Here is a 12,684-nt window from a genome sequence, read left to right on the forward strand (position 1 = left end):
AATAGTCTTAAAACGTGACTGCTTCGGCCAATACTTTGCCTGCCAAGTCTTTAGGCGACAGGTTCGGCTCGCCTTGCAACGGCCAGTCGATGCCGACGGTCGGATCATTCCAAATCAGCGAGTGTTCGGCTTTGGGGTTGTAATAGTCCGTGCATTTATAGACGAACTCGGCTTCATCGCTCAGTACATAGAAGCCGTGAGCGAAACCTTCGGGTACCCACAGTTGGCGTTTATTTTCTGCAGACAGAATTTCGCCTACCCATTTGCCGAAAGTGGGGGAGTCTTTACGCATATCAACAGCCACGTCGAATACTTCGCCGACAACCACGCGCACGAGTTTTCCTTGTGTGTTTTCAGTTTGGTAGTGCAGGCCGCGCAATACGCCTTTGCCGGATTTGGAGTGGTTTTCCTGTACGAAGGTGCGGTCGCAGACTTGGGTTTTGAACCATTCGTCGCGGAAGGTTTCCATAAAAAAGCCGCGCGCGTCACCGAAGACTTGCGGCTCAAGCAGTTTTACGTCAGGAATGGCGGTATCAATGATGTTCATCGTTTTATCTTTCATCTAAAGGCCGTCTGAAAAGTTTCAGACGGCCTCAAACATTATTTTTTCAACAGGCGCAGCAAATATTGGCCGTATTGGTTTTTTGCCATCGGGCGCGCCAACTCTTCCAGTTTTTCATCGGAAAGCCAACCGTTACGCCAAGCGATTTCTTCCAGACAGGCGATTTGCAGGTCTTGGATGTTTTGCACGGTTTGGACGAATGAAGCGGCTTCGTGCAGGCTCTCGTGGGTGCCGGTGTCCAGCCACGCGAAACCGCGTCCTAAGATTTGGACGGACAATGAACCGTCTTCCAAATACATTTGGTTGAGGTCGGTAATTTCCAATTCGCCGCGTGCGGACGGTTTGAGCTGTTTGGCGAACTCGACGGCGCGGTTGTCGTAGAAATACAAGCCGGTTACCACCCAATCGGATTTGGGCTGTTGCGGTTTCTCTTCGATGGAAACGGCGCGGAAGTTTTCGTTAAATCCGACCACGCCGAAACGTTCGGGGTTTTTGACCTGATAAGCAAACACGGTTGCGCCGTGCGTTTGCGCTGCCGCCTGTTTCAATGTTTGCGTAAACGACTGACCGTAAAAAATATTGTCGCCCAAAACCAAGCAGACATTGTCTTCGCCGATAAAGTCTTCGCCGATGATGAATGCCTGTGCCAAGCCGTCGGGAGCGGGTTGCACGGCATAGCTGATGGAAATGCCGAAATCGCCGCCGTCGCCAAGCAGGCGTTTGAAAGAGGCGTTGTCTTCAGGCGCGGTAATCACCAAAATGTCGCGGATTCCCGCCAGCATCAATACGGACAGGGGATAGTAAATCATGGGCTTGTCGTACACGGGCAGGAGCTGTTTGGATACGCCACGTGTGATGGGGTAGAGGCGCGTGCCGTTGCCGCCTGCCAGTATGATGCCTTTCATCTTTTCTTTCTTCCTTTGCGATGGGTTTTCAGACGGCATTGCGTCGGGATGCCGTCTGAAAACTATTTGCCTGTACCTAAGCGTTCCAAACGGTAGCTGCCGTTCAATACGTTTTGCCACCAGGTTTTGTTGTCCAGATACCATTGCACTGTTTTGCGGATGCCGGACTCGAAGGTTTCCAAAGGCTGCCAGCCCAAATCCCGTCTGATTTTCGCCGCATCAATGGCGTAGCGCACGTCATGGCCGGGGCGGTCCGGGACAAAGGTAATCAAATCTTCATAACGTGCCACACCCGCCGGTTTTTCAGGAACAAGCTCTTCCAGCAGGGCGCAGATGGTTTTGACGACTTCAATATTGACTTTTTCATTGTGGCCGCCAATATTGTAGGTTTCGCCGACAACACCTTCGGTAACAACCTGATACAGCGCGCGCGCGTGGTCTTCGACAAACAGCCAGTCGCGGATTTGCGCCCCGTCGCCGTACACAGGCAGCGGTTTGCCGCCAAGCGCGTTCAAAATCGTCAGCGGGATGAGTTTTTCGGGGAATTGTCGGGGCCCGTAATTATTGGAACAGTTGCTGACAATGGCGGGCAGCCCGTAAGTCCGTTGCCACGCGCGGACAAGATGATCGGAAGATGCTTTAGATGCGGCATAAGGATTGGACGGCGCGTAGGGCGCGGTTTCGGCAGACAAATCGTCCGTGCCGTGCAAATCGCCATAAACTTCATCGGTAGAAATATGGTGGAAACGGAAGGCTTCGCGCTGTTCAGACGGCATTTGCTGCCAGTAGGCACGCGCAGCTTCCAGCAGATTGAATGTGCCGACGATATTGGTTTGGATAAACTCGCCTGCCGAATCGATAGAGCGGTCGACATGACTTTCCGCTGCCAAGTGCATCACGGCATCAGGCCGGTGTTGTGCGAATATGCGGTCGAGTTCGGCACGGTCGCAAATATCCACTTGCTCAAAAGCATAGCGAGGATTGCCTGCTACCTCAGTCAAAGATTCCAAATTGCCGGCATAAGTCAGCTTATCGACGTTGACGACAGAGTCTTGGGTGTTTTGGATAATATGACGGACAACGGCAGAGCCGATAAAGCCCGCGCCGCCGGTAATCAGTACAGTCATAGTATTCCTTATCAGGGCATGTTGTCTTGAATCAAGTATATCAGTATTATCTTTTGCTTTTCCAAATGATTATCTTATGTTGTGCCGTCTTGTCGATTGTTCGGACGGCATATGGAGGAATGTATGAACATCACCCAAATCCTCTCCCAAGAACTCTCCGCCACTGCCGCGCAAATCACCGCCGCCGTCGAGCTTTTGGACGACGGCGCGACCGTCCCCTTTATCGCGCGTTACCGCAAGGAAGCCACGGGTGGGCTGGATGATACGCAGCTGCGCCGGCTTGCCGAGCGGCTGCAATATCTGCGCGAGTTGGAAGAACGCAAAGCCGTTGTTTTAAAAAGCATTGAAGAGCAAGGCAAGCTTTCAGACGACCTCAAGGCGCAAATCGAAGCCGCCGACAACAAAACCGCGCTGGAAGACCTGTATCTGCCCTACAAGCCCAAACGCCGCACCAAGGCGCAAATCGCGTGCGAACACGGTTTGCAGCCACTGGCGGACGTGTTGCTTGCCGAGCAGCCGCAGGATGTTGAAGCCGCCGCGCAAGGCTACCTGAACGAAAATGTCCCCGACGCCAAAGCCGCACTGGACGGCGCGCGCGCGATTCTGATGGAGCAGTTTGCCGAAGACGCGGAACTCATCGGCACGCTGCGCGACAAGCTGTGGAACGAAGCCGAAATCCACGCGCAAGTCGTTGAAGGCAAAGAAACCGAAGGCGAAAAATTCAGCGATTATTTCGACCACCGCGAACCTATTCGCACTATGCCCGGCCATCGTGCGCTGGCGGTTTTGCGCGGCCGCAACGAAGGCGTGTTGAATATTGCGCTCAAATACCAGCCCGACGACACGCCGATTACCCAGCAAAGCGAATACGAGCAACTCATCGCCCGCCGTTTCAAGGTTTCAGACGGCTGCAAATGGTTGCGCGACACCGTACGCCTGACTTGGCGCGCAAAAATCTTTTTGTCGTTGGAACTTGAAGCCTTAAACAGCTTGAAAGAAGCCGCCGACACCGACGCGATTACCGTGTTTGCCCGCAATCTCAAAGACTTGCTGCTCGCCGCGCCTGCCGGACGGCTGACTACTTTGGGTCTCGATCCCGGCTACCGCAACGGCGTGAAATGCGCCGTGGTGGACGACACAGGCAAGCTGCTGGATACCGTCATCGTCTATTTGCATCAAGAAAACAATATGTTGGCAACGCTTTCGCGCCTGATTAAACAACACGGTGTGAAGCTCATCGCCATCGGTAACGGCACCGCCAGCCGCGAAACCGACAAAATCGCGGGCGAACTGGTGCGCGGAATGCCGGAAATGGGGCTGCACAAAATCGTCGTTTCCGAAGCCGGCGCGTCGATTTATTCCGCGTCCGAACTGGCGGCGCGCGAGTTTCCCGACTTGGACGTTTCCCTGCGCGGCGCGGTGTCCATCGCCCGCAGGCTGCAAGACCCGCTCGCCGAGTTGGTCAAAATCGACCCCAAATCCATCGGTGTGGGTCAGTATCAGCACGACGTGAACCAAAGCCGGCTCGCCAAATCACTGGACGCGGTGGTCGAAGACTGCGTGAACGCCGTCGGCGTGGACGTGAACACCGCCTCCGCCCCGCTCTTGGCGCGGATTTCTGGCTTGAATCAAACCCTTGCCCAAAACATCGTCGCCTACCGCGATGAAAACGGCGCGTTCGACAGCCGCAAAAAATTGCTGAAAGTGCCGCGTTTGGGCGAAAAAACCTTCGAGCAGGCGGCAGGCTTTTTGCGGATTAACGGCGGCAAAGAGCCGCTGGACGCGAGCGCGGTGCACCCCGAAGCCTATCCCGTCGTTGCCAAAATGCTGGCGCAACAGGGCATTACCGCCGCCGAACTCATCGGCAACCGCGAGCGCGTGAAGCAAATCAAAGCGTCCGACTTCACCGACGAACGCTTCGGCCTGCCGACCATTCTGGACATTCTGTCCGAGCTGGAAAAACCCGGCCGCGACCCGCGCGGCGAGTTTCAGACGGCATCGTTTGCCGAAGGCATCCGCGAAATCAGCGACTTGCAAGTCGGTATGATTTTAGAGGGCGTGGTTTCCAACGTCGCCAACTTCGGCGCGTTCGTGGACATCGGCGTCCATCAGGACGGTTTGGTACACATCTCCGCCCTGTCCGACAAGTTCGTCCAAGACCCGCGCGAAGTGGTGAAAGCCGGCGATGTGGTGAAAGTGAAAGTGCTGGAAGTCGATGCCGCACGCAAACGCATTGCGCTGACTATGCGCTTGGATGACGAACCGGGCGGCGCAAAACATAAAATGCCGTCTGAAAACCGCAGCCGCGAACGGACAGCCGGCCGCAAACCCCAACGCAACGAGCGTGCCCCAACCAATTCGGCGATGGCGGATGCGTTTGCGAAGTTGAAGCGGTAAGGTAGAAAATCAATTGAAGGCCGTCTGAAAAATGATATTCAGACGGCCTTTATAGTATGGGGCGAATGAGATAATTGGTGGAATAGATATAGTAATGCGTCCGTTGAATGTTACCGATACATTTTGTAGTAGGTATATGCAAATAAGCGTATAGTTCCAAATATCACAAATCCATCATCACAACCTTAGGAGTTCAAACCATGAAACCTGTTTTGTTTGCCGCGCTGATTTCCTGTTTCTCCGTTGCTGCGTATGCGGCCTGTACCGACAGCCAGCAGCAGTGCGTGATTTATAAAAACGGCAACGTCGCGACAGAAGGCGGCTGTACGGTCAGCAAGTGCCAGAGTACCGATGCGCAAGTGTTGAAATGGAAGCTGAAAAACGGCAAAGGCGTCACCGTTGAAATCGGAAAAAACGGTAAGGTTTTGGTGAACAAAAAACCGGGTGCGAAAGCGAACAACAGCAATGCGTCAGGCATGGGTTTGACATGCTATGCCGCCGATGCGGACAAACGCGAACAGTTTTGCTCGACCAATTATTGACTGGATTGTTACTTTGATTAAAGGCCGTCTGAAAAGTGTTTCAGACGGCCTTGATGTTTATCCTTCCGATATTTTTTCATTGAGAAAGTCGATAAAGCTGCGTACTTTCGCGCTGAGAAAGGCCCTGTCGACATAAGTGGCGTTCAGTTGGTCTGCCCAGATGGTGTAATCGGGCAGGAGTTGGATCAATGTGCCGTCCTTCAATTCCTGCTGAACTGCCCAAAGGGGCTGATAGCCTATGCCTGCACCTGCTTTAATCAGCTCGCGGATCATCAGCGTGTTGTCGCTGCGGATAACCGGGGAAAGATGGAGAATAGCCTTTTCTGCGGTAGCGCGGTGGGTAATTTCCCGGTCTTGTTGATTGGTATAGGAAGGCAGGATGGCTTGGTGCTGCATGACGGCTTCGGGTGTATCGGGTGTGCCGTGTCGGGCAAGATAGTCGGGGGCGGCAAGCAGGACGAACTCGATTTTGGCCAGCGGTTTGACGATCAGCGAAGGGGAGGGGGTTTTGGAAACGCGCAAGGCGAGGTCGAAGCCTTCGGCGATGAGGTCGATATGGCGGTTGTCGAGGACGAGGTCGAGCGTGACTTTGGGATAACGCTGGCGGTATTCGGCCAACCATGCGCTCATATTGCCGCCTGCAAACCACAGGGGCATGGTAACGCGCAACATACCTTGCGGCGTGTCGGCGCCGCCTGCCGCTTTTTGGGCGGCGGTGTCCAAGGTATCCAGCGCGTAGCTGCATTGGCGGTAGTATTCTTCGCCTGCTTCGGTCAGGTGGAGGTTGCGGCTGTTGCGGTGTAAGAGCTTGGCTTGAATGGTGTTTTCCAGATGGTTGACGTGTTTGCTGGCCATAGCGGTGGAGATGTCGAGCTGATCGGCGGCACGGGTAAAACTGCCGCTTTGAACAACTTGGCGGAAAACTTTTAGGCTAAATAGGGTATCCATGATTTCTTATTAGGAAACGTTGTATCAATAATTCGAGTATATATCTCTTACTGGGAATTATCTATACTGCACTTATTGAAGTTGCTCCCTACCTCTTTCAGGTAGCTATTAAAATAAGGATTATTAAGATGTCAGCCCTCAAATCATTCCAACCTGTTGTATTGTCTGTCTTACGTATTGTTACGGCGTATTTGTTTTTGCTGCATGGTACGGCCAAGTTTTTCAGTTTTCCGATGTCTATGGGCGGTGCGCCTGAGGGCTTGATGCTGGTGGCCGGTATTTTGGAAATTGTCGGCGGTATCTTATTGATATTGGGCCTGTTCACCCGTCCGGCCGCGTTTGTTTTGTCCGGTCAGATGGCTGCCGCCTACTTTATGGCGCACGCGTCTTCTGGTAATGTTTTGTTCCCATTGGCCAATCAGGGCGAATCTGCCGTTTTGTTCTGCTTCGTGTTCCTGTATTTGGCAGTAGCCGGTGGCGGAGCGTGGGCTTTGGATAATGTTTTTGGTAAAGATAAAGATTAATTTAAGGAAAAAATCATGACTTATTCTGTTTTGCAACAAGCTGCTGAAACCCGTCGTTCTATCTATGCATTGAACAACACCCTGCCTCTGCCCAATGAGGAAGTAACCAAAATCATCGAACATGCCGTTTTGCATACGCCGTCTTCTTTCAATTCGCAATCTGCCCGAGTGGTCGTATTGTTTGGCGAAGAACATGCCAAAGTGTGGCATTTTGTTGAAGAAGCTTTGCGTGCGGTTGTTCCTGCCGAGCAGTTTGAAGCAACTGCACAAAAACTGAACTTGTTTAAAGCAGGCGCGGCGACAGTTTTGTTCTTTGAAGATCAGGATGTTGTCAAAGGCTTGCAAGAGCAGTTCCCATCTTATGCAGCCAACTTCCCGATTTGGGCGGATCAGGCAAATGCCATGGTTCAATATGCTGTGTGGACAACATTGGCGGCTGCCGGTATCGGCGCCAATCTGCAACACTACAATCCGCTGCCTGACGCGGCCATTGCCAAAGAATGGAACCTGCCGAAAAGCTGGTTGTTGCGTGCGCAAATGGTGATCGGCGGTATTGCGGCTCCAGCCGGTGAAAAAACCTTCCAACCAATCGAAGGCCGTCTGAAAGTATTCGGCGCATAAATGAAATGATGTTTTAAACCAAGGGTGCGATGTTTGCGCCCTTTTGGAAATAGTAAAATAAAAGGCCGTCTGAAAACAGTTTCAGACGGCCTTTTATCTATGCCATGAAATCAACCGCGCCGCCAAGTCGTGCCGCCGGCGTTGTCTTCCAGAATGATTTTGTGTTCGTTCAGAAGGTCGCGGATGCGGTCGGATTCCGCCCAGTTTTTATCCGCGCGCGCCTGTTTGCGGCGGGCGATCAAGTCGTCGATTTCCTCGTTGGAGAGGCCGTCTGAAACCGCGCCGCCTTGCAGGAACTCGGTCGGATCGCGTTGCAGCAAACCGATGATGCCGCCCAAAGCTTTCAGGCAGCCAGCGAGGTGTGCATCATTGGTTTTGTTCACTTCGCCTGCCAGTTCAAACAACACGGCAACCGCTTCGACCGTACCGAAATCGTCGTTCATGGCGGCGTAGAAGCGGCGGGTGTAGTCGTTGGCGTTTTCGGATAATTCGAACGCGGTGGCAGGCGTGTTTTTCAAGGTAGTGTACAGGCGGGTCAGTGCGCCTTTTGCGTCGTCCAAATGCGCGTCGGAGTAATTTAATGGGCTGCGGTAGTGGGCGCGCAGGATGAAGAAACGCACGACTTCAGGGTCGTATTGTTTCAATACTTCGCGGATGGTGAAGAAGTTGCCCAACGATTTGGACATTTTTTCGCCGTCCACACGGATAAAGCCGTTGTGCAGCCAGTATTTGACGTGGCTGGCAATGCTTTGACCGTGGTGGGTTTGCGCGTGGTCGTGGCCGCAGGTATGACCGCTGGCACCGACGCTTTGGGCGATTTCGTTTTCATGGTGCGGGAATTGCAAATCTGCACCGCCGCCGTGAATGTCGAAAGTGTCGCCGAACAGGTTTTCGCTCATGGCGGAGCATTCGATGTGCCAACCCGGACGGCCGTTGCCCCAAGGGCTTTCCCATGCCGGTTCGCCTGCTTTCGCCGCTTTCCACAACACAAAATCAAGCGGATCGCGTTTGAAACCGTCCACTTCCACACGCTCGCCCGCGCGCAGGTCGTCCAATGATTTGCCCGACAATTGGCCGTAAGCGGCAAACTCGCGCACGGCGTAGTAAACGTCGCCGTTGGCGGCGGGATATGCCTTGCCGTTTTGAATCAGGGTCTCAATCATGGCAATCATTTGCGGAATGTTTTCCGTTGCCTTCGGCTCAATATCCGGACGCAACACACCCAGAGCATCGGCATCTTCGTGCATAGCCTGAATGAAACGCGCGGTCAGTTCACCAATGGTTTCGCCGTTTTCAGCCGCGCGGGCAATGATTTTGTCGTCGATGTCGGTAATATTGCGCACATAAGTGAGCGGATAACCGCACTCGCGCAACCAACGGGCAATCATGTCGAACACCACCATCACACGGGCATGGCCTAAGTGACAGTAGTCGTAAACAGTCATACCGCAAACGTACATACGCACGTTTTTAGGGTCGATGGGGGAGAAAGATTCTTTTTGGCGGGTAAGGGTGTTGTAGATGGTGGTCATGGGATTTTCAAAATTTGTTTAAACAGAGGAAATTATTTTGGATTTTTTGTGCAGGCAAATTCTTTATTCATAAGCTAAAAAAGAATCAAAAATTAATCCATTTGAAAGTATGGTTTGTTCGATTGGCTTTACCCAATCGACTAAATGTTTGTTTTTCAGATCTTGATGTTGATTTATCCATATTTGCAGCTGTGGATAGACGGATGAGTTGTCAAAAATAAAACTTTCGTCAGCAAATGGTAATGCGGTATGAAGGTTTTGCAGGCTCACATGGTAGCGTTTGAGGATTAACTCAGGATCTATCCAGTGTCCGCCGCTTGCGACGCGCTCCTGCATACGGCGGATATTTAATTCGGGCATCGCAAGACCAATATAGTTGAGTATGACGTAGAATCCGGCATTGCTGGCCGTTTGAATGCGGGTAAGGGCGGATTTGCCGGATAAGGTCGATTCCATGGAAAAAGAAATTCGATTATCCAACGCTTGACGGAATAAGCGCAATGCAGTTTTTCCCGCTTCCATATCGGCCAAGCGAGGCATTTCAGGGTTAATTTCTGCTGCGATATGGTCAGAATCAATCACTAACGAGACACGATCTTGATTGAATTGGCGCAGGGTAGATTTGCCCGAACCGTTAGCACCACAGTAAAAAATCGCTTTAGGCCGGTTGTTTGACATGGCCTACTGTTCTTTGAGTGCCGGAAGGATGATATTCGATCAGATTGCCTTCATTATCGACTACCGTGATTATGGCGTATTTCCGTTTTTCTGCCAGCCATGCCTGATACAAAATTTTAAGCATGGCTTGCTTTTTCGCCAATTCGACACGTTGTTTATCAGAAATCATGGTCTTCCTTGCTTTTTGTTCCTGTATTCGGACGGCTCTAATTATATTAAAAAGGCCGTCTGAAATTTTTACTCCGGCTTAAACACGCCGGTATCTGTTTTAGGCTGCTGCTCGGCAATTTCGGCTTTTACCGCTGCCTGTTCCGCTTCTGCTTTTTCGGCTTCCAAGCGTTTTTTCTCGGTCAGGTATTGGTTGATTTGGTGTACCAATTCCTGCGTGCCTTGGTGGGTCAGCGCGCTGATTTGGAAGAGGCGCGGGGTTTCCGTGTCGAATTGGAAGCGGTCGTCTGGTTTCGGATAGTCCCAGCCGACGGCTTCTAGGAAAGCCGCAGTACGTTCTTGGGCTTCTTCTTCGTCGAGCATATCGAGTTTGTTCAGCACCAGCCAGCGCGGTTTGCCGTAGAGTTCTTCGTCGTATTTGCGTAACTCGTTGATGATGGCGAGGGCTTCTTCGGCGGGGTTGGCGGTTTCGTCGAAGGGTGCCAAATCGACGACGTGCAGCAATAATCCGGTGCGCGATAAGTGTTTGAGGAAACGATGCCCCAAACCCGCGCCTTCTGCCGCGCCTTCAATCAGACCGGGGATGTCGGCCATGACAAAGCTGTGATTTTCGTCGATGCGCACGACGCCCAAGTTTGGATGCAGGGTGGTAAAGGGATAGTTGGCGATTTTGGGGCGGGCGGCGGAGACGGCGGTAATCAGGGTGGATTTGCCGGCGTTGGGCATACCCAATAAGCCGACATCGGCAAGGACTTTGAGTTCGAGTTGCAGGGAATGGGTTTCGCCTTCTTCGCCGGGCGTGGATTGTTTGGGCGCACGGTTGACGGAGGATTTGAAGTGGATGTTGCCCAAGCCGCCTTTGCCGCCTTTGGCGAGGCAGACGCGCTGGCCGTGGTAGGTGAGGTCGGCAACGATTTCATCGGTGTCGAGGTCGCGGATAAGGGTGCCGATGGGCATTTTGAGGACGATGTCGTCCGCACCTGCGCCGTAGCGGTCGGAGCCGTGGCCTTTTTCGCCGTTTTTGGCCTGGTAGCGTTTGACGAAGCGGTATTCGACGAGGGTGTTGGTGTTTTCGTCGGCTTCTGCCCAAACGCTGCCGCCTTTGCCGCCGTCGCCACCGTCAGGGCCGCCGCGCGGTACGAATTTTTCGCGGCGGAAACTGGTTGCGCCATTACCGCCTTTGCCTGCGGCGACTTCGATTTTTGCTTCGTCGATAAATTTCATGATGTTCTCTTATGGGTATTCGGTTGTTTCAGACGGCCTTTGTTGATAGAGGAGCTTGGTGTCTGAACGGATATAATGTTGCTTATTATAAAGGATATTTCGGTTTTAGGCCGTCTGAAATATGGTTTCAGACGGCCTTGGATTTATTGGGCGAGTGCTTGGTCTATTTCTTGATAGAGTTGGGAGAAATTGGGTTCGCCAACGTAGGTTTTAAGGATGTTGCCGTTTTTGTCGATCAGGATGGAAGTCGGGTAAACCTGTGTGCCAAAGGCTTTTGCGGCCGTTTTGTCGGCATCGTACATGACGGTGAAGGGAAGGCCGTATTCTTTGACGTACTGATGGACGCTTTCGATAGGGTCGATGGGTTGGGCAATGCCGAGGACTTGGAAATTTTTGCCTTGATAATCTTGGGCGGTTTTGATGATTTTAGGCATTTCGCTCACGCAACCGGGGCAGGAGGGGAACCAGAAGTTGATGAGGGTAACCTTGTCTTTTAAATCGGCGTTGGTAATGGTTTTACCTTGCAGGTCGGGTAGGGCGAAATCAGGGGCGGCTTTGTTGCTGGGGATAAGGACAAAGGTGAGAAGCGCGCCAATCGTGGCAACGATGAGGAGTGTGAGTATTTTTTTCATGATTCGAGATTTTGAATTGCGTGTGCTAAGGTTTGGGGAACGCTGATGCTGCGGCCGCTTTCGCTGCTGACGGGCATAAGGGTAACTTCGGCTTCGATGGCAGCTTTGCCGTTGGGCAGGGTCGCGGTTTGGCTGAGGATGATGTGGCGTGTGCCGATGTCTTTCAGACGGCCTGTAAAGGTTAAAACATCGCCTTCAAGCGACGGGCGGCGATAGCGGATATCAACGCGTGCAACAACGAGCATGATGCCTTTGAGTTCGGACAGAAGGTCATGCTCTTGAAAAAACGTCCAGCGCGCTTCTTCGAGAAATTCGAGATAGCGCGCATTGTTGACGTGGCCGTAGCCGTCGAGGTGGTAGTTGCGGACGGTCAGTTTCATCAGTTGAGATTGATGGGTTGGAACTCTTCGCGTGCGATGGGTTCGTGTTCGAGGTCGGTAATCACGGTGGAGAGTTGGATGTCGAACCATTCGTTGAAAATGTCGGCGTCCAAATCCGGCCATTCGCTCTCGTCTTCGCACCAGTCGGCCAATTCGGCAGCAAAAATGTCTTCAAAACGCGCTTCGATCTCATCCCATACTTCGTCGGCAGTTTCGCACGGGCGAACGAGGTAGGAATTGGCATCGGCTTGAATATCTTCAAGCGTCAGGCCATCCAAGTGATTGCCGGGCAGGGATTTCAGCCAGTTCCAAAATGGATCGAGGGGAATAAGCAGGAAGACGCTGCGGTTGACTTCGTACATGGTTTTTTCCTTGGTTTCTGTATAGTTGAATGATATAGCAAAGGTGGTGGACTGGCTATCTTTTGGGGGATAAAGGCCGTCT

Annotated in this window: 15 protein-coding genes; 4 read left to right on the forward strand and 11 right to left on the reverse strand. The window is 52.5% G+C overall.

The genetic code is table 11. From position 1 onward, the window contains the following. Nucleotides 1–7: 7 nt before the first annotated feature. The 3 genes from rfbC to rfbB form a co-directional block, all read right to left on the reverse strand. Entirely contained in the window at nt 8–547 is a 540-nt protein-coding gene (gene rfbC, locus FAH67_RS08980; protein WP_036472525.1) for a dTDP-4-dehydrorhamnose 3,5-epimerase, read from the reverse strand. 53 nt (nt 548–600) lie between these two features. After that, entirely contained in the window at nt 601–1,467 is an 867-nt protein-coding gene (gene rfbA, locus FAH67_RS08985; protein ID WP_039864265.1) for a glucose-1-phosphate thymidylyltransferase RfbA, read from the reverse strand. Between the two features lie 62 nt (nt 1,468–1,529). Next, nucleotides 1,530–2,594, reverse strand: a complete 1,065-nt coding sequence (gene rfbB, locus FAH67_RS08990) for a dTDP-glucose 4,6-dehydratase (RefSeq protein ID WP_003681780.1) — start codon at nt 2,592–2,594, stop codon at nt 1,530–1,532. 123 nt (nt 2,595–2,717) lie between these two features. Here rfbB and FAH67_RS08995 point away from each other — a divergent pair, with 123 nt between their 5' ends. After that, on the forward strand, nt 2,718–4,991 hold the full coding sequence (locus FAH67_RS08995) for a Tex family protein (protein WP_039864267.1): 2,274 nt from the start codon (nt 2,718–2,720) through the stop codon (nt 4,989–4,991). Between the two features lie 200 nt (nt 4,992–5,191). Continuing rightward, on the forward strand, nt 5,192–5,533 hold the full coding sequence (locus tag FAH67_RS09000; protein WP_003681783.1) for a hypothetical protein: 342 nt from the start codon (nt 5,192–5,194) through the stop codon (nt 5,531–5,533). Between the two features lie 57 nt (nt 5,534–5,590). On the opposite strand, the gene FAH67_RS09005 is transcribed toward FAH67_RS09000, so the two are convergent. Then, nucleotides 5,591–6,481 (reverse strand): LysR family transcriptional regulator, encoded by an 891-nt coding sequence (locus FAH67_RS09005; RefSeq protein ID WP_003681785.1) that lies wholly within the window; start codon nt 6,479–6,481, stop codon nt 5,591–5,593. Nucleotides 6,482–6,609: 128 nt separating this feature from the next. Between FAH67_RS09005 and FAH67_RS09010 the strand changes: the two genes are divergently transcribed. Further along, nucleotides 6,610–7,005 (forward strand): DoxX family protein, encoded by a 396-nt coding sequence (locus FAH67_RS09010; protein ID WP_003681787.1) that lies wholly within the window; start codon nt 6,610–6,612, stop codon nt 7,003–7,005. A 15-nt stretch (nt 7,006–7,020) separates the two neighbouring features. Next, nucleotides 7,021–7,626 carry a nitroreductase family protein gene (locus FAH67_RS09015; RefSeq protein ID WP_003681792.1) on the forward strand — a complete coding sequence of 202 codons (606 nt, stop codon included), beginning with the start codon at nt 7,021–7,023 and terminating at the stop codon, nt 7,624–7,626. 110 nt (nt 7,627–7,736) lie between these two features. Here FAH67_RS09015 and cysS read toward each other — a convergent pair whose 3' ends face one another. The 7 genes from cysS to FAH67_RS09050 form a co-directional block, all read right to left on the reverse strand. Further along, on the reverse strand, nt 7,737–9,158 hold the full coding sequence (gene cysS, locus FAH67_RS09020) for a cysteine--tRNA ligase (protein WP_003681794.1): 1,422 nt from the start codon (nt 9,156–9,158) through the stop codon (nt 7,737–7,739). A 63-nt stretch (nt 9,159–9,221) separates the two neighbouring features. After that, complete coding sequence (locus FAH67_RS09025) at nt 9,222–9,836, reverse strand: ATPase (RefSeq protein WP_115287650.1); 615 nt, start codon at nt 9,834–9,836, stop codon at nt 9,222–9,224. Next, nucleotides 9,817–10,005, reverse strand: coding sequence for a hypothetical protein (locus FAH67_RS09030; protein ID WP_003681797.1), 189 nt, complete (start codon nt 10,003–10,005; stop codon nt 9,817–9,819). Before FAH67_RS09030 ends, FAH67_RS09025 begins: the two co-directional genes overlap by 20 nt. A 68-nt stretch (nt 10,006–10,073) precedes the next feature. Further along, nucleotides 10,074–11,228: a GTPase ObgE gene (gene obgE, locus FAH67_RS09035; RefSeq protein ID WP_039864269.1), complete on the reverse strand. Its 1,155-nt coding sequence runs from the start codon at nt 11,226–11,228 to the stop codon at nt 10,074–10,076. Between the two features lie 143 nt (nt 11,229–11,371). Further along, a complete protein-coding gene (locus FAH67_RS09040) occupies nt 11,372–11,860 on the reverse strand; it encodes a peroxiredoxin family protein (protein WP_003681808.1) in 489 nt (162 codons plus the stop codon). Beyond that, entirely contained in the window at nt 11,857–12,240 is a 384-nt protein-coding gene (locus tag FAH67_RS09045; protein WP_003681810.1) for an acyl-CoA thioesterase, read from the reverse strand. Before FAH67_RS09045 ends, FAH67_RS09040 begins: the two co-directional genes overlap by 4 nt. Next, entirely contained in the window at nt 12,240–12,602 is a 363-nt protein-coding gene (locus FAH67_RS09050; RefSeq protein ID WP_003681812.1) for a hypothetical protein, read from the reverse strand. Before FAH67_RS09050 ends, FAH67_RS09045 begins: the two co-directional genes overlap by 1 nt. Nucleotides 12,603–12,684 lie beyond the last annotated feature (82 nt).

The sequence above is a fragment of the Neisseria flavescens genome (genome assembly GCF_005221285.1).
GTDB lineage: Bacteria > Pseudomonadota > Gammaproteobacteria > Burkholderiales > Neisseriaceae > Neisseria > Neisseria flavescens.

What these genes read in the sequence shown, in the direction of transcription:
- FAH67_RS09010 (WP_003681787.1), top strand. Translation starts at nt 6,610, where the DNA reads ATGTCAGCCCTCAAATCATTCCAACCTGTTGTATTGTCTGTCTTACGT.
- rfbB (WP_003681780.1), bottom strand. Translation starts at nt 2,594, where the DNA reads ATGACTGTACTGATTACCGGCGGCGCGGGCTTTATCGGCTCTGCCGTT.
- FAH67_RS08995 (WP_039864267.1), top strand. Translation starts at nt 2,718, where the DNA reads ATGAACATCACCCAAATCCTCTCCCAAGAACTCTCCGCCACTGCCGCG.
- obgE (WP_039864269.1), bottom strand. Translation starts at nt 11,228, where the DNA reads ATGAAATTTATCGACGAAGCAAAAATCGAAGTCGCCGCAGGCAAAGGC.
- FAH67_RS09015 (WP_003681792.1), top strand. Translation starts at nt 7,021, where the DNA reads ATGACTTATTCTGTTTTGCAACAAGCTGCTGAAACCCGTCGTTCTATC.
- FAH67_RS09000 (WP_003681783.1), top strand. Translation starts at nt 5,192, where the DNA reads ATGAAACCTGTTTTGTTTGCCGCGCTGATTTCCTGTTTCTCCGTTGCT.
- FAH67_RS09005 (WP_003681785.1), bottom strand. Translation starts at nt 6,481, where the DNA reads ATGGATACCCTATTTAGCCTAAAAGTTTTCCGCCAAGTTGTTCAAAGC.
- FAH67_RS09025 (WP_115287650.1), bottom strand. Translation starts at nt 9,836, where the DNA reads ATGTCAAACAACCGGCCTAAAGCGATTTTTTACTGTGGTGCTAACGGT.
- FAH67_RS09030 (WP_003681797.1), bottom strand. Translation starts at nt 10,005, where the DNA reads ATGATTTCTGATAAACAACGTGTCGAATTGGCGAAAAAGCAAGCCATG.
- FAH67_RS09050 (WP_003681812.1), bottom strand. Translation starts at nt 12,602, where the DNA reads ATGTACGAAGTCAACCGCAGCGTCTTCCTGCTTATTCCCCTCGATCCA.
- rfbC (WP_036472525.1), bottom strand. Translation starts at nt 547, where the DNA reads ATGAACATCATTGATACCGCCATTCCTGACGTAAAACTGCTTGAGCCG.
- rfbA (WP_039864265.1), bottom strand. Translation starts at nt 1,467, where the DNA reads ATGAAAGGCATCATACTGGCAGGCGGCAACGGCACGCGCCTCTACCCC.
- FAH67_RS09045 (WP_003681810.1), bottom strand. Translation starts at nt 12,240, where the DNA reads ATGAAACTGACCGTCCGCAACTACCACCTCGACGGCTACGGCCACGTC.
- FAH67_RS09040 (WP_003681808.1), bottom strand. Translation starts at nt 11,860, where the DNA reads ATGAAAAAAATACTCACACTCCTCATCGTTGCCACGATTGGCGCGCTT.
- cysS (WP_003681794.1), bottom strand. Translation starts at nt 9,158, where the DNA reads ATGACCACCATCTACAACACCCTTACCCGCCAAAAAGAATCTTTCTCC.